This window comes from Thermoplasmatales archaeon (assembly GCA_014361245.1).
Lineage (GTDB): Archaea > Thermoplasmatota > E2 > UBA202 > JdFR-43 > JACIWB01.
Genome location: JACIWB010000006.1, coordinates 23,484 through 44,075 on the forward strand (window position 1 = coordinate 23,484; position 20,592 = coordinate 44,075).

Genomic DNA, 20,592 nt, shown 5'->3' on the forward strand with positions numbered 1-20,592 from the left:
AGTTTAAAAATTTATCATTGATAATTTTTTAACAGATTGACCGCAATTGCTCCCTATTTCTATCTCCTCCTTTGTACCTATACTTAATATTACATCAAATCCCTCCTCAATAAGTTCATCAAAAATTTTTGGTTTTTCTGTTTTTTCATAAGAAATTAAAGTATGGAACCCGTGCTTTATGACATTTTCTGTTGGATTTAAAGGAGTAATTTTTATCAAAAATTTATCTGGATTGAAATATTTAGATATAATTTTAGCATCTACAGGAAATTCTTTTGCCATCGCAAAATTAAGATTTATTTTTCTATCTCCTTTTTTCCAGTAAATTTCTCCAAAATCTGCAATTTCTTCAAAGCTCATTTTTGGAATAGGCATAATTTCATCTCTTATTTTTTCATCAGTAGTATTTATCGAAAATTGCATCTGAAATTTCCCATTTTTATAAAATTCATCTTTAATATCTGCAATTTTGTAAAGAGTTTTCTTGCTTGATTTTGGTGCAACTGTTGCAATGCATGGAATCAGAGAATTGTCTTTTATCTCCTCTCTGAGTAAGACCAATGCATCTAAAACATTTGGATTTAAAAGTGGCTCCCCCATTCTTGCAAAATGGACTTTCAATTTTTCTGTTTTTAAATAATTTCTTGAGTTTAAAACAAATCTTATTTGCGAGAGAATTTCATTCGATGTAAGATTCCCCAAGAACTTCCCACCAGCATCACAAATCTTGCAATTTACAGGACATCCAAACTGAGTTGAAACTATGATGCACCATTTTTTCTCTCTATGAGTGCCGGGTTCTACAGCATCAACGAATTCAACAAGATGATTTTCTCTTAACATAGCGGTATATATAAAAGCATTTTCTTCATTACCTATTCTTGATACTATTTTCATTTTTCACCCCTTAAATATTTTATCACGCCCTGCGCCGCCATAATTCCTGTTGCTAATGCAATTGGTATATATCTTGTTTCTGGCATTGCAAAATCACCCGCAATAAATAATCCAGGATAAACTTCGGTTGAATTTTTCCTCACTCTAATATTTTTTGGAAGAATTGATTTATCCCTCCTTTTCCCATAACATATTAGTATTTTATCCACCTCAATTATCTTATCATTTGGTAAAATTTTAATTAATATTTTATCATTTTTCTTTATTATCTTAGCATTATTGCATTCAAAAATCTCAACATTCTTCATTTTCTTGACTTTTTTAACAATATCTTCAATTGCTTTTATCTTTCTCCCTATAAGATATATTCTCGATGCTGATGAAAATCTTAAAGCAGCATCAAAAGCAGCGTCCCCCAATCCAAGAATTGCAATAACTTTTTTATCATAATCATTCAAATCTCTTGCTCTTGTATAGATATTTTTGCTCTTTTTTCCTACATTTACTAATCCTATAGCCACAATTAAACTTCTTGATTTATATCTTTTTTCCTTACATATTACATTGAAGTTTTCTTCTCCAATTTTAATTTTTAGAACCTCATCGAAAATAAATTTTACCCCATTTTGCAATAAATGCTCTTCAAATTTTTTAGCAAGGATACAACCCCTTATTCCATCAGGAAAACCTGGAATATTTTCTATTATGTTTGCATCAATTAGTGAGCCACCTATTTTCTCCTTTTCAATCACCAGCACATCAAAACCACTTCTTTTAAGATGAATTGCTGCCGCGCATCCCGCTGGCCCGCCGCCCACAACTATGCAATCAAAAAGATTTTTCATTTTGCACTTCCTCAGTCGTAACAATTTTTGCGAAACCGTGCGAAAGATTCAGCAATGTTGCAAAATGATATTCCTCTTTATATGTGGCTGTTGCATCACAGATAAAATAAACATCGTAGTTATGGCAGAATGCATCTCTTGCTGTGCTCTCGCAACATAAATTTGTTAGAAGGCCTGAAATATAAACTCTTTCAATATTCCATTTTTTTAGGATATCATTTAAATTTGTATTCCAGAAAGCTGAATATCTGCTCTTTTCAACTATAATTCCTTCCCTAGTTATTCTCGGGTCTATTTCCGCAAAACTCTTATCTATCAATTTCCCCCACCACTTAAGCATGCAGTTATTCCTCTCTCTTGAATCAATATGCTTTGTTTTAACTATATTTTTACCGAATAAATCAGTCAAATTTATAACATTTTCAATAATTTCCTCGCCCGCCGGCACATATGCATGTGATTTTACATCCAAAAAATAGTTTTGCATATCTATTATAAGCAAAGCGGCTTTTTCTATATCAATATTTACATTCTTTCTTCCCCTTGTATTCCTTAATTTTTCAAGCCATGTTTTTTTATTTCCCATATATCTTTCTTTCATGGATAAGCTCTCCCCAAAAGGCGTGGAAATGGTGTTGCATCCCTTATATGCTCTAGCTTTGCAATCCAGCATAAAAGGCGCTCCAAACCCAAGCCAAACCCTGAATGGGGAACTGAGCCATATCTCCTCAAATCAAAATACCATTCATAATTTTCAATTTTTGCCCCATCTTTCTTTAGCCTTTCAATCATGCTTTCTATATTCTCCTCTCTTTCAGAGCCACCTATAATTTCCCCATATCCTTCAGGAGCAAGCATGTCGGAGCATTCAACTGTTTTTTTGTCTGGGGATACCTTCATATAAAATGCTTTTCCTTCTATTGGAAAATGGGTTACAAAAATTGGTTTTTCTTCGCCTTCAACAATTGCTCTTTCATGAACTGCTCCAAAATCATCCCCCCATTTTATATCAAAATCTTTATCTTGCAAAATTTTAATTGCATTTTCATATTTTATCCTTTTAAAAGGTGGTTCAATTTTTTTCAAATCTTCACTGTTTCTACCTAAAATTTCCAGCTCATTTTTACATTCCTTAGCAACTCTCTGACAAACATAGCTTATTAAATCTTCCTGCAATTTCATATTTCCCTCATTGTCTGTCCATGCCTCTTCCGCTTCAAGGTGCCAGAATTCTATCAAATGCTTTCTTGTCTTAGATTTTTCGGCTCTGAATGAAGGAGTTAAACTCCATACCCTTTCAAGTGAAAAAATCAATGCTTCAAGATACATCTGGGCGGTCTGGCTTAAATAAGCCTGCTCCCCAAAATAATCAAAAGAAAATACCGTTGCTCCCCCTTCGGCGGCGTTCATTGTTATTACGCTGGGAGTTACTTCATAAAAATCATTTTCATCAAACCACTGGCGAATGAATTTTAAAATTTTTGCCTTCAATTTCATAACTTCGGTGAGTTTTCTTGATCTCACCCATAGATGCCTTTTATCCATTAAAAATTCAACACTCTGATATTCTGTTATTGGAAATTCTTCAGCAAATCCTATTATTTTAACTTTTGTTGCATGGATTTCCTTTCCACCAATAGCTCGCTCATCAACATGAACAACTCCTTCAATTTCCAGAGATGATTCTATAAGCGATTTTTCCACTTTTTTAAATTCTTCTTCTCCTATTTTTTCCTTCTCAACAATTACTTGGATAATTCCGCTTGCATCTCTTAGAATAAGGAATACAATTTTTCCACTGCTTCTTTTGCGATATATCCATCCCCTTATGCATGCTTTTTCTCCCTCACTTTTTTCAAGCACTTCTTTTATTTTATCAAATTTCATTGCTTTAATACAATTTGAGAATAAAAAATTTTTTTGGTAAAAAAGATATAATATTTTGCTATTAGTTTCATGCAATTGAGAATAGCAACAAAACAGATGGAAGATAAAATAAAAAAGATTGCAAAGGAAATAAAAGAAAATCCTTCTAAGCTAATTCCTGAATGCAGAGGAAATTGCTCAAAATGCTATTTTAAAAAAATTGAGAAAAAAATTAAAAAAATCAGCGATGAGAAATTTTTAAGGAGAATGAGTAAAAAGAGGGGATTTGTTTCAGCAGTTGCCTTAACAATAATGCTTAATGAACAAAAAATACCCTATGTTGCGTTTATAAAAGCGGGAGATGAAAACATATACTATGCAAAAAGAGGAAAAGTTAAAGATGAGTTTCTTGCTGGCTTACAAAACTGGGATAAGCCCAATATAAGATTGCTTGCCTATGAAGAAATTGCAAGAAAGAATAAGATTTTTCTTTTTTCTCTTCCAGATAAATTGATTTGCTCAAAGGATATTCCAAGCGAATTTATTGATTTTATTTCAAAAAAATTTGGTTGCGAAGAAGGAATTTCAATTAAATGGAAAGAGAAGGAAATTAAGGTTTGCAATGATTTTAATTCTTTAAAGAAAATAAAAGAATATTTTTATTATCCTCCTTTTGAAAATGAAGTGGAAATAAAAATGGAGAATAAATTCATCAATTGTAAAAATAAATGCAAGGAATGCTATATAAAAGATATTAAAATAGATGATGGTAAATATAGAGAAGGGATTATTAGCGATAGAGAACTTATAGAAAATTCAAAAAGAGAAATTTTAAAAAGAATTGAGGAGAAGAAAATTTTTATGATAGGAGACGATTGCTATGGGGATAATGCAGATGCTTTTATTAACAAAATTAATCCAAAAGAATGGGAAAAAGAAGAGATAGAAAAAATTTTGAAAGAGGAAAAGAAAGCAACAATTATTTCCTCTCCTTCTTCGGCAAAATTGCTTGAAAAATATGGAATATCAACGCAAAAATTAAAGGAGGAATATGAAAAAGAGGAAAAAGAAAAAATAATTAAAAGTTTGCCAGAAATTGAAGAAAAAGAAATAGCAAATTTTATAGATAGTATTGCAAGAGCTTATAAATTGTATGGAAAAGAAGGATTGCTTAAAGAAATAAGAGCGAGGAAAATGAATGTAAAAGAAAAAGCAATTTCTTATGCATTTATTTTTTCTCTTGAGATAAAAAGTGAGGAATGGAAATACGGCAAGATGGAAAAAGATTTTGGAATTCATCTCTCCAAATATGCTAAAAGTTTAATGAATGCGGAAGGGGAAAATTATAAAAAAATTCTGGAGGAATTTGTAAGGGAGGTTGGTTGAATGGCTTTCGAGCTTTCTTGTGGGGGAATAATATTCAAGGATAAAAAATTTCTATTGCTGAAATATGGATGGGGGCACTGGGGCTTTGTAAAAGGAAAAATTGAGAAAGGAGAAAAATTAGAAGAAACATTTTTTAGAGAGGCAGAGGAGGAAGCGGGCTTAAAAAGGGAAAATTTGCAAATATTGGAAGGATTTAAGGAAAAGATAAATTATTTTTACAAAAAAGATGGAGAAACAATTTATAAAGAAGTAATTTATCTAATTGCTGAAAGCAATACATTTGATGTTAAACTTTCTTATGAGCATACTGATTTTGCATGGCTTGAATATGAAGATGCAATTGAGAGAATAACCTATGAAAACGATAGGAGAGTTCTTAAGAAAGCATATGAATTTCTTTGCCAAAATTTAAATAGTAAATGAGCTATGAATGAATATGAAGATTAAAAATATAGGTATAAAGGCAATAGAGGCGAGAAGATTTATTAAGGATTTTTCTCATCCAGTTAATGTAAGGATAGACCACAACAGCAATATAACCCTTTTTTCTGTTATACAAAAAAATGAAGCGCAGATTGAATTTGAATATGTTGCAAGTTATGGAGGAATAGGAGTAATAAGATTCGAAGGAGAGCTTTTATACGAAGGAGAGGATGTTGAAGAAATAGCTGATAGATGGAGCAGTAAAAAAAATATGCCAGATGAAATAGCTTCTCAAATTCACACCGCAATAATGCATTATTGCGTGCCGGAGGCGGTGGCGATTGCGCGGGAACTTCGCCTTCCTCCCCCGATACCCCTGCCGCAAATAAGATTTGATAGCAAGACCAAGAGGGCGAGCGGGCCTGAAGTGGCATAAAAAAATATTTTAATTGCTCTTTTATTTCCTCTGAGAATGAATTACCCAAAAATGGAAGAAGAAATACTAAAATACTGGAAAGAAAATGAGATATTTAGGAGAAGCATTGAAAAAAGAAAAGGGGCAAAAAAATTCGTTTTTCTTGAGGGACCGCCAACAGCAAATGGATTGCCCCATCCTGGACATGTTTTAACAAGAGCTGTTAAAGATGCAATTTTGAGATACAAAACAATGAAGGGCTATTATGTTGCTAGAAAAGCAGGGTGGGATACGCATGGCTTGCCTGTTGAAATAGAAGTTGAAAAAATATTGGGGCTAAAAAACAAGCAGGAAATAGAAAAATTTGGTATCGAAAAATTCAATCAGGAGTGCAAAAAAAATGTTTTTAAATATGAAGAAGCATGGAAAAAAATGACAGAAAGAGTTGGATTCTGGATAGATATGGAAAATCCCTACATAACTCTTGATAATTCTTATATAGAATCTGTCTGGTGGTCACTTAAGGAAGCATGGAAGAAGGGATTGCTATATCGTGGCTACAGGGTTACACCTTATTGTCCGAGATGCGGAACAACCCTATCTTCACATGAAGTTGCCCAAGGTTATAGAGAAGTGGAAGATATTTCAATTTTTGTTAAATTTAAGATAAAAGGGAGGGATGAATTTTTGCTTGCATGGACAACAACACCTTGGACTTTAATTTCAAATGTCGCCCTTGCAGTTCATCCAGATGAATTATATGTAAAAATAGAATATAATGGGGAAAAAATCATTATGGCTGAAGAAAGAGCTAAATCTTTATTAAAAGAATATAGGGTTATAGATGTATTTAAGGGAAAAGAATTATATGGAATAGAATATGAACCTCTCTATAAATTCATTGAACCAGATAAAAAATGCTGGTATGTTGTAACTGCTGATTTTGTTACAATGGATGAAGGAACAGGCATTGTGCATATTGCCCCAGCTTTTGGGGAAGAAGATTATGAAGTGGGAGTAAAACATGATTTGCCATTGATACAGCTTGTTGATGGAGAGGGAAAATTTAAGAAGGAAGTGGGATGGCTTTCTGGAAAATTTGTTAAAGATGCAGATGCTGAAATTATAGAAGATTTGAAAAAAAGGAAATTGCTTGAAGGAGAGCAAAGGTATTTGCATCAATATCCGTTTTGCTGGCGATGCGACTCACCACTGATATATTATGCAATTGAGTCATGGTTTATAGGGATGTCAAAGTTGAGGGAAAATCTTCTAAAAAATAATGAGGAAATAAACTGGTATCCCGAGAATTTGAAATATGGTAGATTTTACGATTTTATAAAAGAGGTAAGAGATTGGGCTTTATCAAGAAAAAGATACTGGGGAACACCTCTTCCAGTGTGGATATGCGAGAAATGTAAAAAAGAGATATGCATTGGAAGCATTGAAGAACTGAGGGATTTGGCGGGGAAGGCGCCGCCCGACCTGCATCGCCCATTCATAGATGAAATAACAATAAAATGCGAGTGCGGAGGGGAAATGAGAAGAAGTGAGGAAGTAATAGATGCATGGTATGATTCTGGATGCGCATTTTTTGCTCAGTGGCATTATCCATTTGAAAATGAAGAAGAATTTTTAGATAATTTTCCAGCGGATTTCATTTGCGAAGCTTTAGACCAGACAAGGGGATGGTTTTATTCTTTGCTTGCTGTTTCAACTTTCTTATTTGATAAACCATGCTATAAAAATGTTCTAACTCTTGGGTTAATACTTGATGAAGAAGGACAGAAAATGTCAAAAAAAGCAAGAAATTATATTGAACCAGATGAAATTTTTTCTAAATATGGAGCGGATGCGCTAAGATGGTATTTGCTTTCTTCTTCTCCCCCCTGGCAGCCCAAAAGATTTTATGAGAAGCCAATAAAAGATGCACTGAGTCAGTTTTTATTAACCCTCCTGAATGTTTATCATTTTTATAAAACATATTCAAGCTTGGATAGGTTTGATTATGAGAAAAATTCTGTGAAAGAAAGGAAGATAATTGATAGATGGATTATTTCAAGATTGCAAAAGGTTATAGTTGAAGTCGATGAAAAAATGGAGAAATTCGAGATACATAAGGTATGCAGAGCTATAGAAGATTTTGTTGTCGATGATTTAAGTAACTGGTACATAAGGCTTTGCAGAAAGAGGTTCTGGAGCGAGGAACAAACATTTGATAAATTATCTGGCTATTCTACACTATATGAAATTATTTCAACACTTGCCAAAATAATTGCCCCATTTGTTCCATTTATAGCAGAAAAGATATATTCAGAAATGAAAAATGAGAGTGTGCATCTGTGCAATTTTCCAATAGTTGATAAAAATTTAATAGATGAAGAGATAGAAAGGAAAATGATTTTGGCAAGAGAAATAACTGAAATTGTTAGGAGTTTAAGGGCAAAGAAAAATTTGAAGACAAGATATCCATTAAAAGAGGTAATTATAAGTTTAAATGAAAGCATAGATGAACTTTTTGAGCTTATTAAGGAAGAGACAAATGTTAAAAATATAATTTTTACAGATGATATCGAGCAATATATGGAAAAAAAGATTAAGGCAAATTTTTCATCTCTTGGAAAAAAGTATAAGAAAGAGACTGGCGTGGTTGCAAAATTGATAGAAAATTCTTCATTGGAAGATTTAAAGAAAGGAAAAATAATTTTTGATGGAAAGGAGTATGAGATAAGCGAAGAAGACTATAAAATTGAAATAAAGGAAAAGGAAGGATATGTTTTTGGTGAAAAGGATGGAATAAAAGTTTTACTGAATATAACAAAAACAGATGAACTAATTAGGGAAGGATTTGCAAGAGAAATAGTAAGAAGAATTCAACAGATGAGGAAGGAAATGAACCTGGAAATGGAAGAAAAAATAATTGTTGAAATAAATATAGGCAAGGATAGAATAGAGGGATGGGAAAACTATGTTAAAAATGAGACAAGAAGCGTTGAAATAAAATATTGCACGCCATCGCAGGGATATATTAAAGAATGGGATATAGATGATGAAAAAATAGTTATAGGAATAAATAAAATATAATGGCTTTTAATTACTTTTTGTGATTGCAAGAAAATCGGCACTGATTGTATTAATGCAACTTACAAACGCTTTTCTTGGTTATGTTGCTCTTAAATTCATTGCAATATATATGCAGCCATGGGAGTATGGAGTTATTGGCTTTGCATATGGTTTTATTTCAATTTTCTCAATTTTTGGAGATGCTGGCTTCAATTCAGCACATATAAAAAGAGTTTCTGAAGGAAAAGACACTGAGAAATGCCTTTCTACTTTTGCATTAACAAAATTATTTCTTGCTTTTTCAATGACATTTTTAGTTTTTTTAACCATCGAACTATGGAAACTTTCTGGAAGAGGATTTGAAAGCGATGCCCATGAAAAAGCTCTTTACATTATTCTCTCTTCCTTTATCTTAAGCATTTTAGCCCAGATATTTACAACAACATTTAATGCAAAAAAAGAAATTGCAAAACAGCAATTGCCAAATTTTGCTTCAACTCTTGCAAGATGCATAGCAACAATATTTATTGCTTATTACAATCTTGGAGTTTTGCTTCTTTCCTATACCTATCTCATTGGCTCAATATTTGAATTCTTTACTGCAATAATCTTATTTAATTATAAATTTGGAAAACCTTCTTTTAATTATTTTAAATCTTATTATTCCTTTGCAATTCCAGTCGCAATAGGAAGTGCATCATCGTTGATAGTAACAAATTTTGATAGAGTTGCAATTCAAATTTTTTATGGAGCGGAAGAAGTTGGGCAATATTTTGCTGTTTCAAATCTTTCTCGATTTCTCGTTCTTTTTATTTCAGCAGTTACAAGTCTTTTATTTCCAATTGTATCGGAGCTATATGCAAAAAATGATTTAGAAGAAATAAGGAGGGTTACAAAAATTTCTGAGAGATACCTAAGCATGATTGTTTTTCCAATAGTAGCCACAATGATTTCTCTTTCATATGCAGTAATTCATATTCTTATCAGCGATAAATATTTGCCAGCCATCTCAGTTTTGCAAATTTTCCCTATTTTTTTAATACTGGAAGCATTGAGCTCACCCTATTCAACAATGCTATCTGGAATGAATAGGCCAAAATATGAGAGGAATAGACTTGCAATAATAGCATTTTCAAATGTAATATTAAATCTAATTTTGCTCCCGAAAATTGGGCTGGCGGGAGGGGCAATGGCAATAGTTTTTTCTTATCTGGCAGGGCTGATTTACATAAGGATTGTTTCATTCAGGATTGCAAAAACTGGATTGAATTATAGGGTGGCGATGCATGCAATTTCTGCGATTATTTCATATTTTGCTATAATTTATGCAACTAAATTTTTTACAATAGCAAGATGGTATCATCTTATTGCATTTTCCGTGCTTTGCTTTTTAATCTATTTCTTTGTTCTATTTATTTTGGGAGAATTTAAGAAAGAAGATTTTGTTTTCTTTGCAGATGCATTAAATCCTTTTAAGATGATTGGATATGTAATGAATGAGATAAAGAATAAATAAATGTTAAAGATAACAATTGCAATGAAAAAGGTAACAGTTATAATACCAACGATGAACTGCGAGAAAGATTTAGAAGAATGCATGATTGCTCTTAAAAATCAAAAATTCAGAGATTTTGAAATTCTTGTTGTGGATGGGCACTCAAAGGATAATACGGTAAGCATAGCTAAAAAATACGGAGCAAAAGTTATTTTTGATGAAGGAGATACGAGGGCAAGCGCCTGCAATAGAGCCTTGGAAAATGTATCCACTCCATACATAGCTTTTACAGATGCAGATTGCCTGCCACCGCCAAACTGGCTTGAAAGGATAGTTGAGGATTTTGAGAGAAATGATGTTGCAAGTGTAGGAGGAGCAAATTTTTCGCCAGATAGCGATAATGACTTTGCTAAATGCGTTGATATTGTTTATTCATCGAGATTTGTTACTGGCACAGCAAGATATGGAAAAGTTTATAATGAAATTACTGAAATTGAGCACAATCCTGGATGCAATTCTGCATATAATATGAAATTTATTAAAGGAATAAAATTTGATGAAAGCTTGCCAACTGCTGAAGATGTTGTATTTGATTATGAAATAAGGAAAAGAGGAGGAAAAATTATTTTTGACCCAGATATTGGCATGCCTCATAAGAGGAGAAACAACTTAAAAGGATTTTGGAAGCAGATATATAGATATGGCTTAGGGAGGGCAATTGCAAATAAAAAATATAAAGAGCTTGCAAGCATTTTCCATTTTTTACCATCTATTGCAATAATTTTATTGCCAATTTATATAATTTTTTCAATAATTTTCTGGATTTTCTCTTCTCCAATATTCCTTTATTTACTCTTCGCCTTCATTCTGTGCTATTTCCTACTTTGCTTATATGGAACAGCAACTTCCTATTCAAAATATAAAAATGCAAAAAGAATAATAAAATCGGCTTTTCTTATCCCAATTGCCCATATTGCCTGGGGAATTGGATATATTAAGGGAATGAGAAAATGAAGGTTGGAAATAGTAATAGAGATACTAAATCCCCATCTGTTATTCTTATTAGAGGAAGATCTTTAGCAATAGACCCCACTCTATTAAAGGTTGCTGATGCACTTTCAGAAGGAGAATATGATGTAAATATGCTTGTATGGGATAGACTAAATTCAATGGAGGAAAAAGAATATAACAAGAATTCAAAGTATAAAATAACTATATTCCATTTTAGGGCACCTACTGATAAACCGACCGCAGTGTTTTTTCATCCCATCTGGTGGCTTTATATATTCGGATATCTTCTGAAAAAAAATTACGATATTATTCATGCGAATGATTGGGACACTCTCCCTCCTTGCGTCCTAATTAAATTCATAAAAAAGAAGCCACTGATTTATACAGTGTATGATTTTTATGCTCATAATTTACCAGATGGAAGATTTAACTTTTTAAGAAAAATTGTGAGAAAGTTTTTTTCATTAGCAGAAAAATTTGGAATAGGGTTTACGGATGCTTTATTTCTGGTAGATGAAAGTAGATATGAAGAGGTTGCAGGTGCTAAAATAAAAAAATTAGATTATATTTATAATTCCCCACCTGATTACTCACATATATATCCTCCCCAAAAGGATAAAAAAGAAATGATAGTATTTTATGCTGGGTTAATTACAAAATTTCGAGGAATTCAACATATGATAGATGCTATATCACAGATAGATGATGTTAAATTAATACTTGCTGGAAAAGTTAGTGATACAGAAATTTTAGAATATGCTTCAAAATTTCCAGATAAAGTAGAATATGTTGGTATTCTCCCTACCTATAAAGAAATTATAAAGAAAACATTTGATGCGGATGTTCTTTTCAGATTTAGTGATCCTACCTTACCAAAGACCAAGTATGAAAGCTCTAACAAGCTGTTTGAAGCAATGATGGCTGGTAAACCTATTATTGTCTCAGAAGGTAGCTCGATGGCTAAAATAGTGAAAGAAGAAAATTGTGGTATAGTTATCCCTTATGGAGACATTCAATCAATAAAAGATGCCTTAACTTTACTTAAAAATGATGCAAATCTACGGCTCAAAATGGGCAAAAATGGAAGAAAGGCATACGAAAATAAATACAGTTGGGAGATAATGAAAAGAAGGATTTTGAGAATGTATAAAGAGGCAATAGAATTTAGAAAAGATTAGATCTGTTTCTCTTCTATAATTTTGCTATTTGATTTTATGATATTTGCTTAAAAATATTTCAATTCGGATTTTCCGTTTGTTTAATAAAATAATTTATAACTCTAACTTCTTCTCCACTTCCATACAAATCATATGCAAAATAGTGATATGCGTCTCCTGTATAATTGGGGTTAGCTCCGAATTCACGAATATTGTTTTGTTTGCGTATGCCTTTAGCTTGCCACCGCTCTTGCCTGTGAGGGCTATGGTGTGTGCTCCTTTCTTGTTTGCTTCAATGATTGCTCTTACCACATTTTCAGAAGAGCCAGAAGTGCTTATCCCAAAAACAATATCGCCCTTATCTGCTAATGCTTCAATTTGGCGAGCAAAAGTATGTTCATATCCATAGTCATTTGCTATTGCAGTTAATATTGAAGTATTTGTATTGAGGGATATTGCTCTGTATGGCTTTCTCGTAAGCATAAACTTGCCAACAAGCTCTGCAACAAAGTGCTGGGCATCAGATGCTGAGCCACCATTACCAAAGGCAATAATTTTCTTCCCATCTCTTAATGCATCTGCCATTATCTTTGCTATTTCTTCTATCTCACTTACGCTTATGCTCTTTCTTGCCTTTATTCCTTCTTCAATGTATTCTTTTAGATTCATCCAATCCCCACACTTCAAGTCCATTTTTAACAAATTCAATATTCCTCACTTCATATCCAGCAAGAGATTTTATCAACTTATGCCTATGCTCCTCATCAGTAAATAGCAAAGCATATCCACCTCCACCAGCGCCGAGCAATTTATAGCCAAGTGCTCCATTTTTTTCACATTTTTCAAAAAAGGTATCTATTTGGGGATTTGATATTCCCTCACTCAACTGCTTTTTATGCCCCCATTCTTCTTTTAGCAAATCCCCAAAATCTTCAAAGCTTCCTTTATATATTCTATTTTTTATCTCAACAGCAAGCCTTTTAATTTCTTCATAATGCTCAAGCACTTCTGGGTCATGCATCGTCTTCTGCATCTGCTTATGAATTATACCAGAAAAGCGAGGAGTATGGAGATTTACTAATATAAGACGGAATTGCAATTCATTTATAACATCATTTTTTATTTTCATTCTATTAACTATCACATCATCCTTTTTGAACTCAATGAAGTTGAAGCCACCAAATGTGCTGGCATATTGATCTTGCATTCCTCCAGCAATGCCTAAATCTTCCCTTTCTATTTTATATGCCAATTCTGCTATTTCATATTCATTTAAGTTTATATTCAGCCATTTTTTAAATACTCCAACCAATGAAACCATCATTGCAGAAGAAGAGCCCAAGCCAGAGCCATATTCAGTGTCGAGATGGGATATAAGATAAAAACCCTTTTCTGGATTAAAATGCTTTATTATTGCATCAAAAAAAGAAGATTTTTCTCCCTTAATGTTTCCATTTTCCAAATTTATGCTATAATCAATGTTGAATGCTGGCTCTTTTATTATAACTAACTTATCATCCCTTAATTCAAGGCTACTATATGCATATACTCCAATTGTTGCTGAAATAACATTACCACCATACTTTTCAAAATAGGGTTTTATATCTGTTCCACCACCAGCAAATGAAATGCGCAATGGAGCGCGAGAGCGAAATTTATAACCCATGACTATAAATTCCGATAATTTTAAAACATTTTCCAAATTAATTTACAATGACCCCCGCCCTCTTCATAGACCGAGACGGCACAATAAACGCAAACGAGCCAGAATATCCTCACAAACCAGAGCATCTAAAAATATACGAAGATGCAGTTGAGCTAATGAGAGAGTATCAAAGCAAAGGCTATCTAATCATAATAATAACCAACCAATCGGGCATAGGCAGAGGCTACTTCACTCTCGAACAAATGCATCAGTTCAACAATCTCCTAATCAGCGAGCTTGCCAAAAGAGGAGTAAAGATAGACGCCATCTACTTCTGCCCCCACAAACCCGATGATGCCTGCAGCTGCCGCAAGCCCAACCTTGGCCTAATAGAGCAGGCAATGAAAGACTTCAGCATAGATTTAAAAAATTCAATAATTATTGGAGACAGAGAAGATATAGAGGGAGAAATGGCAAAAAAGTTAGGTATAAGATTTATAAAGATGAAAAGATGAATCTAGCTAAAATAATTGGAATGCAGTGAAATAAAAGATTGTAAAAATAATTTATTTCTTAATTTTCTCCTTAAACCAATTAATAGTTATTTTTAAACCTTCTTCTAAAGTAGTTTTCGGTTCCCATTTTAATATTTTTCTTGCTTTTGAGATATCTGGGCATCTTCTTCTACAATCTCCTTTTTTCTCTTTTTCATAAATTGGTTTTATCTTTATATCACATAAGTTTGCTATTAACTCGCTTAGCTCATTTATAGTTATTTCTTTGTCCATTCCTATATTTAAAACTTCTCCTACTGTCTTTTTGTTCTCCGCCGCCACTATCGTGGCATTTACTGTGTCGTCTATATAGGTAAAAGATCTTGTTTGATTTCCATCTCCATAAATTATTGGATTTTTTCCAGACAAAATTCTATTTATAAATATTGACACAACCTGTCCATAAGAAGTGCCTATAAGGCGTGGGCCGTAAGTATTAAAATATCTCAAAATAGTGATTGGCAAGCCATAATTCTTATAGTATGAGAGACAAATTAATTCTCCTATAAATTTGCTTCCTGAATAGGAATGACGGAAAGTTTCAACGGGATTATCAAGGTGGCAGACAGCATTTTCTGGCGTAGGAATTTCTTTGGCTTCCCCATATATCTCAGATGATGAAGCGAATACAACTCTTTTTATATCTCCATTCAGAGCACTCTCTAGAATATTTTCAGTTCCATAGATGTTTGTTTTCATAACAAGCAAAGGTTGTTCATAAAAATATTTTGTTCCATTTATGGCTGCCAGATGATATATTATGTCTGTATCCTCTAACAAGCTTCTTAAAATCTTTTTGTCATTTATATCTCCTTTAACTAATTTGAAGTTTTTATTACCTAATAAGTGTTTTATATTTTCTTTTTTACCTCTCCAAAAGTTGTCAAGACATATTACTTCTTGGTGCTTTTCTAAAAGAGCCTCACAAAGATGGCTGCCAATAAATCCAGCTCCGCCAGTTACTAAAGCTCTCATTCTCTACCCTCTATTAACTTGAAATATTTACTCGGTCTGCCAATTCCCTCATAAATAAAACCATTCTTTATTGCTTTATGTGGATCTATAACATGTCTTCCATCTACAATGCAGCGATTACGCATTATCTTTTTTAATTTTAGCAAATCAATATCATAAAAGAGTTTATGGTCTGTCATTATTACAATACAATCGGATTTTTCACACGCCTCATACATATCTTTTCTAAAATCTATTTCTCCCAAATTTTTACTCACATCCTCTGGCTTTACAAAAGGATCAAAACAAACTATTTCAAATCCTTCGTTTCTTAGATTTTCTATTACTATTTTTGCAGGAGTATTCCTAATATCATTTGTATCTGATTTAAATGCTAACCCCAAGATTGTTATTTTGGGATTTTCAATTTTCTTTTCTGAAATTACCTTATGGATAAGCATCATTATTCTATTTGGCATACTGCTATTTATCAATCTAGCAATCTTTACTAAACTCAATTCTTCACCATATTTTTCAGCGGTAGATGCAAGTATAAATGGATCTTTTGGAAGACACGAGCCGCCGACGCCCGCTCCTGGTTTCAGGATATTATTTCTGCTATAATCTTTATTTGCTGCATTTATCGCCTCAATTACATCTATACCCAACGCATAACACACATTTGCAAATTGATTAGCTAGAGCAATATTTACATCTCTATAAGTGTTATCCATTAACTTAACCATTTCTGCAACTCGTGGTGAAGACACCTTTATAACTTTTTCATTTAGGATGCTAAAGATGCCAGCAACAACATCAGTGGTATGCTTATCTATTCCTCCAACAACTTTTGGAAGTGTAAAAAATTCTTCCATTGCCCTTCCTTCAACCGTCCTTTCTGGGCAAAATGCAACCCCGAAATCTTTTCCACATTTCATGTTTGAATATTTTTCAAGCAATGGAATGACAATATTTTCTGTGGTCAGCGGAGGGACTGTGCTTTTTAGAACGATAATGCTATTTTTGTTCATGTTTCTTCCAATCTTTTCACAAGCAGATTTTACATAATCCATTTTTGGAGTATAGAATTCATCAATAGGTGTCCCAACAGTAATTATTATGAAACGAGAGGAAGCAATGACTTCCTCATCGTTGGATGCAACAAATGCTCCGTTCTCAACACACCTCTTTAAAGCATCATTTAACCCTGGTTCGTAAATTGGAGATATGCCTCTATTTATCATATCTACAACTTTAGTATTTATTTCGTATCCAATTACTTTGACATTTTTAGAAGCAAATGCAACTGCCAGAGGAATTCCTACATAACCCAAACCTACAACACATATTTTTTCCTTTCCTTTTGATATATTTTCAATAATTTTTTCTGGGTTTGTTCCATACATTTCAATCACCTCCTTCAGGCGGAATAATACCTTTTCTTTCAAGCACCACCTGATTTGCAAGAAGATAAGAATTTATGCTACCAATATCAAACCAATATGGAGGATTGACAACATACCCATATAATAGATTTTCAGCAGCTATTTTTGGAAGAATTGACTTCTCTATAGATACTTTCCCATATGGAATTAAATCTAAGATTTCTGGCTCCATTATAACATATCCAGCATGAGCTAGATTGGATGGAGCTTTATCAAGAGATGGCTTGTAAATGAATTCTTTAATTAAACTTGTTTTGTTATCGAAATCTGCTATTCCAAATCTATTAATGTCGTCTTCGGGAACTGGAAAGAGAATGATAGTGGCTAGTCCCTTATGAGATTTGTGGAATGAATATGCATCTGTTAAGTTTATTTCTGTCACATTATCGCCGTTGCATGCAAGAAAAGTGTCTGCTATTTGTGCCTCCGCCCCCAATATTTTCAGATCGCCGCCAGTTTCCCAACATAAAGTATTTACTATTTTGATTGGGATGTTAAATTCTCTATTCCTAAAATAACTTTCTATCACCTCTCGCATATAGTTTACTCCGATATATATCTCCTTTACTTCTTTTAGCTTCAAAACATTATCAATTACATACTCTATGCAAGGTTTTCCAGCTACTGGAAGAAGAGGCTTTGGAATTGCATTTGTTAAGGGTTTTAACCTTTCCCCTCTTCCAGCTGCTAATATTAGAGCTTTCATAAGTTGGTTAATAAAAAAATCTTTAAATAATTTTATCTATTTTATCGCAATGAATATTACTATTCTGGCTTGTGAAGGAAAAGAAACAACGGGCTTGGTAACATATTCAAGAAATGTAACAAAAGAATTATTAAAAATGAATGATAGAATAAAAATGATTCCTATCTCCTCTCTTGAATTTAAGGTAGGGGAAAGATTGGTTGGAGGATATATATTTTCTGGTTTAAAATTTGCAAAAATATTTGCAAAAAAAATAGATGGAGACATTGTTCATTCATTGGATTTGCAAGTAATTCATCCAAAAACAAATATTGTTACACTACATGATTTAACAGCTCTTTATAGAAGTAAACTAGAAAAGTATCTTTATAAGTTTCTTTTAACAAGATTGGGACACATGAAAAAAATAATCACTCCAACAAATTATATCGCAGATAATGTTGCCAAGATAACAGGTGTTAATAGAGAAAAATTTATTACTGTATACTATGGATTAAATCATAAAATGTTTTATCCATCTAATAAAACTCCAGAAGAAATAGCACAGGATAAGTATAACTTGGTTCATGTTGGAGAAGTAAGAGAAAGAAAAAATATTCATTTAATATTAGAGGCAATTACAGCGTTGGGAGAAGGATATAGATTTATTCACATTGGACCAGATAGAGAATTAAATTATAAAGAAAAATGTCTTGAAATAGCGAGGAAAAATGATATTGATTTTATTAATATTGGGTATCTCTCACAAGAAAAAATAAAGGATTATTATACCCATGCAGATTTATTTGTCTTTCCTTCAAAGGATGAAGGATTTGGATTGCCTCCTCTTGAAGCAATGGCATGTGGAACAACAAGTGTGGTTTCAAATATTCCAGTTTTTAGAGAGATATATAAAAACAGTGTTTATTATTCCGAATTAAATCCGAACGAGTTGGCTGATAAAATAGAATACGCAGTGAAGCATAAAAAACCAAAAAATGAATTAATTTCATATGCAAAAAAATTTACTTGGGAAAAAGCTGCTGAAAATTTACTTAAAATTTATGAAGAAGCTTCAGAAAAGTGATTTATTTGCATTTTAATTGCAAATAATATTTAAATATTGATTTGCAACCTATTACATAAGGAAAATAAAATCCGAGGTTGGCATAAAAATTTTTAACTTCTCTCTTTTTTCTTCCATGCTTTACATCATAATAGTTACTCCAAGATGCAATAAGAAATGCGTTTATCCCAGAAAAATTTTAAACTTCTAAAAGCCATTTCCATAATGGAATGCATTTTATCTTCTTCTTTTCCCTATCTATTTCATCTTCATAATCCCATGTAATTATCAATAAATTTTTGCATTTTAATTCATCGCTTGCTTTAACCAGCGATTTTATTTCTCTTTTTTCTATTTCATCTTTTCCAGAAGCATATGTAACTTGAATAAGTTGCTCAATGTTTATTCCTTCCTTGACCAAAAAATCAACTTCATTTTGCTGAGGTGTTTGATAAAAGTATATTTTCTTTCTTCTTCTTAAAAGATCTAACACAACGATATTTTCCATAGCTTTTCCTATATTTTTTAAAGAGCCAGGATAAAGTGCTTCAACAACACCTGTATCTATAGCATATATTTTTTTAGGTTGCATAAATTGATATTTCACCTTTCTGGAAAATGGAAAAAGCTGAATTATTAGATAAGCATCTTCCATGTAGGAGAGGTAGTTCTTTATTGTATGAACACTCTTAATATTAGATATATTCTTAATTTTGTTATAAGATATTCTTGATGAAAAATTTGAGATAAGATAAAAAGCAATTTCCTTTAAGTCCCTTACAAATTTTACCTTATATCTTTCAACAATATCTCTTGATATAATCATTTCATATAATTCCTTAAGATAATTTTTCCTATTAGAAACTTTGTAGCTCTCCGGAAAACCGCCCAGATTGATATAATTTAATAAATTATGTTTAAGATTTCCAATCTCCCGGGTTGTAGGTAGCTCACCAATATTTATCTTAAAATATTTTATATATTCCCTGAAGCTAAATGGATATATCTCAAAACTCATGCATCTTCCAGTTAAGTGGGTTGCAAGCTCTTTACTTAAAAGTTTTGAGTTGCTTCCAGTTATTATTACATTATATTCTTGTCTCAATAATCTATTGGCAAAAAGCTCCCATCCTTCTATATTCTGTATTTCATCCAAAAGAAGAAATCTAAAATTTCCATAGGTTTCATGAAGGAGATGGAGGATCGTATTTAGATCTTTTGCCTCCACACCTACTATCCTTTCATCATCGAAGTTTATATAGGCATAATCTCTATCTCTTAAAGATAAAAAAGAAAACACCGATTTACCGCATCTTCTAACACCAGTTATTACCTTTATCAATTTATCATCTAAAGAAAACCTAAATGATTCTAAAAATTCTCTATCTATTATATCCTTATCACTAAGTATCCTGTTTATTTCATCTTTCTGATCTATCAGAGCATTTTTGATGATAAATCTATTGATGTTAAGTATAATGCAAAATTATTTAAAAAATTTTGCAGTGGAATTAAAATTTTTAAAAACAAATAAAAAATTTATTCTCCTTATTTTTACATATGCTTTACATAATAATAGTTACTCCTATTTGCAACATGAACTGCATATATTGCGGGGGAAGCTTGCATAACATGCCAGATGAAATAAGTTATGGAAATGATGAAATTTTTGATTTCATAAGCAA

20 protein-coding genes are annotated in these 20,592 nt (G+C 32.3%); 10 read left to right on the forward strand and 10 right to left on the reverse strand.

The features are described from left to right. Nucleotides 1-3: 3 nt before the first annotated feature. From H5T45_02035 to asnS, 4 genes are read right to left on the reverse strand one after another with little or no spacing between them, the layout of a single operon-like run. Nucleotides 4-897, reverse strand: a complete 894-nt coding sequence (locus tag H5T45_02035) for a radical SAM protein (protein ID MBC7128497.1) — start codon at nt 895-897, stop codon at nt 4-6. Next, nucleotides 894-1,742 (reverse strand): NAD(P)/FAD-dependent oxidoreductase, encoded by an 849-nt coding sequence (locus H5T45_02040; protein MBC7128498.1) that lies wholly within the window; start codon nt 1,740-1,742, stop codon nt 894-896. The genes H5T45_02035 and H5T45_02040 overlap by 4 nt, the downstream gene beginning before the upstream one ends. Beyond that, the gene (locus tag H5T45_02045) at nt 1,726-2,343 is read right to left on the reverse strand and encodes an isochorismatase family protein (protein ID MBC7128499.1); all 618 of its coding nucleotides are present in this window, start codon (nt 2,341-2,343) and stop codon (nt 1,726-1,728) included. The genes H5T45_02040 and H5T45_02045 overlap by 17 nt, the downstream gene beginning before the upstream one ends. Then, nucleotides 2,340-3,629, reverse strand: a complete 1,290-nt coding sequence (asnS, locus tag H5T45_02050; protein MBC7128500.1) for an asparagine--tRNA ligase — start codon at nt 3,627-3,629, stop codon at nt 2,340-2,342. The genes H5T45_02045 and asnS overlap by 4 nt, the downstream gene beginning before the upstream one ends. Nucleotides 3,630-3,698: 69 nt before the next feature. On the opposite strand from asnS, the gene H5T45_02055 reads away from it, so the two are divergent. Genes H5T45_02055 through H5T45_02085 form a run of 7 tightly spaced genes read left to right on the forward strand, consistent with a single transcriptional unit; the run spans nt 3,699 to nt 12,579 of the window. Then, nucleotides 3,699-4,994 carry a hypothetical protein gene (locus H5T45_02055; protein ID MBC7128501.1) on the forward strand — a complete coding sequence of 432 codons (1,296 nt, stop codon included), beginning with the start codon at nt 3,699-3,701 and terminating at the stop codon, nt 4,992-4,994. Beyond that, nucleotides 4,995-5,417: an NUDIX domain-containing protein gene (locus H5T45_02060; protein ID MBC7128502.1), complete on the forward strand. Its 423-nt coding sequence runs from the start codon at nt 4,995-4,997 to the stop codon at nt 5,415-5,417. A gap of 13 nt (nt 5,418-5,430) precedes the next feature. After that, a complete protein-coding gene (locus H5T45_02065; GenBank protein MBC7128503.1) occupies nt 5,431-5,853 on the forward strand; it encodes a hypothetical protein in 423 nt (140 codons plus the stop codon). 36 nt (nt 5,854-5,889) lie between these two features. Then, nucleotides 5,890-8,916, forward strand: a complete 3,027-nt coding sequence (locus H5T45_02070; protein ID MBC7128504.1) for an isoleucine--tRNA ligase — start codon at nt 5,890-5,892, stop codon at nt 8,914-8,916. A 19-nt stretch (nt 8,917-8,935) separates the two neighbouring features. Then, entirely contained in the window at nt 8,936-10,411 is a 1,476-nt protein-coding gene (locus H5T45_02075) for a flippase (GenBank protein MBC7128505.1), read from the forward strand. 21 nt (nt 10,412-10,432) lie between these two features. Next, complete coding sequence (locus H5T45_02080) at nt 10,433-11,404, forward strand: glycosyltransferase (GenBank protein MBC7128506.1); 972 nt, start codon at nt 10,433-10,435, stop codon at nt 11,402-11,404. Beyond that, complete coding sequence (locus tag H5T45_02085) at nt 11,401-12,579, forward strand: glycosyltransferase family 4 protein (protein ID MBC7128507.1); 1,179 nt, start codon at nt 11,401-11,403, stop codon at nt 12,577-12,579. The genes H5T45_02080 and H5T45_02085 overlap by 4 nt, the downstream gene beginning before the upstream one ends. A 93-nt stretch (nt 12,580-12,672) precedes the next feature. Here H5T45_02085 and H5T45_02090 read toward each other — a convergent pair whose 3' ends face one another. Beyond that, the gene (locus tag H5T45_02090) at nt 12,673-13,227 is read right to left on the reverse strand and encodes an SIS domain-containing protein (protein ID MBC7128508.1); all 555 of its coding nucleotides are present in this window, start codon (nt 13,225-13,227) and stop codon (nt 12,673-12,675) included. Next, nucleotides 13,205-14,224: a GHMP kinase gene (locus H5T45_02095; protein ID MBC7128509.1), complete on the reverse strand. Its 1,020-nt coding sequence runs from the start codon at nt 14,222-14,224 to the stop codon at nt 13,205-13,207. Before H5T45_02095 ends, H5T45_02090 begins: the two co-directional genes overlap by 23 nt. Before the next feature lie 47 nt (nt 14,225-14,271). Between H5T45_02095 and H5T45_02100 the strand changes: the two genes are divergently transcribed. Then, nucleotides 14,272-14,718, forward strand: coding sequence for an HAD family hydrolase (locus tag H5T45_02100; protein ID MBC7128510.1), 447 nt, complete (start codon nt 14,272-14,274; stop codon nt 14,716-14,718). Nucleotides 14,719-14,769: 51 nt separating this feature from the next. Here the strand turns inward: H5T45_02100 and H5T45_02105 are convergent, their stop codons facing one another. From H5T45_02105 to H5T45_02115, 3 genes are read right to left on the reverse strand one after another with little or no spacing between them, the layout of a single operon-like run. Then, complete coding sequence (locus H5T45_02105; protein MBC7128511.1) at nt 14,770-15,732, reverse strand: GDP-mannose 4,6-dehydratase; 963 nt, start codon at nt 15,730-15,732, stop codon at nt 14,770-14,772. Further along, nucleotides 15,729-17,159, reverse strand: a complete 1,431-nt coding sequence (locus H5T45_02110; GenBank protein MBC7128512.1) for a nucleotide sugar dehydrogenase — start codon at nt 17,157-17,159, stop codon at nt 15,729-15,731. Before H5T45_02110 ends, H5T45_02105 begins: the two co-directional genes overlap by 4 nt. Then, nucleotides 17,119-17,862, reverse strand: coding sequence for an NDP-sugar synthase (locus H5T45_02115; protein MBC7128513.1), 744 nt, complete (start codon nt 17,860-17,862; stop codon nt 17,119-17,121). The genes H5T45_02110 and H5T45_02115 overlap by 41 nt, the downstream gene beginning before the upstream one ends. A gap of 49 nt (nt 17,863-17,911) precedes the next feature. On the opposite strand from H5T45_02115, the gene H5T45_02120 reads away from it, so the two are divergent. Beyond that, a complete protein-coding gene (locus H5T45_02120; GenBank protein MBC7128514.1) occupies nt 17,912-18,928 on the forward strand; it encodes a glycosyltransferase family 4 protein in 1,017 nt (338 codons plus the stop codon). A gap of 178 nt (nt 18,929-19,106) precedes the next feature. Here H5T45_02120 and H5T45_02125 read toward each other — a convergent pair whose 3' ends face one another. After that, nucleotides 19,107-20,375 (reverse strand): ATP-binding protein, encoded by a 1,269-nt coding sequence (locus H5T45_02125; GenBank protein ID MBC7128515.1) that lies wholly within the window; start codon nt 20,373-20,375, stop codon nt 19,107-19,109. Nucleotides 20,376-20,467: 92 nt separating this feature from the next. Between H5T45_02125 and H5T45_02130 the strand changes: the two genes are divergently transcribed. Next, on the forward strand, nt 20,468-20,592 hold a 125-nt coding region (locus H5T45_02130; protein MBC7128516.1), incomplete at its 3' end, for a putative peptide-modifying radical SAM/SPASM domain-containing protein.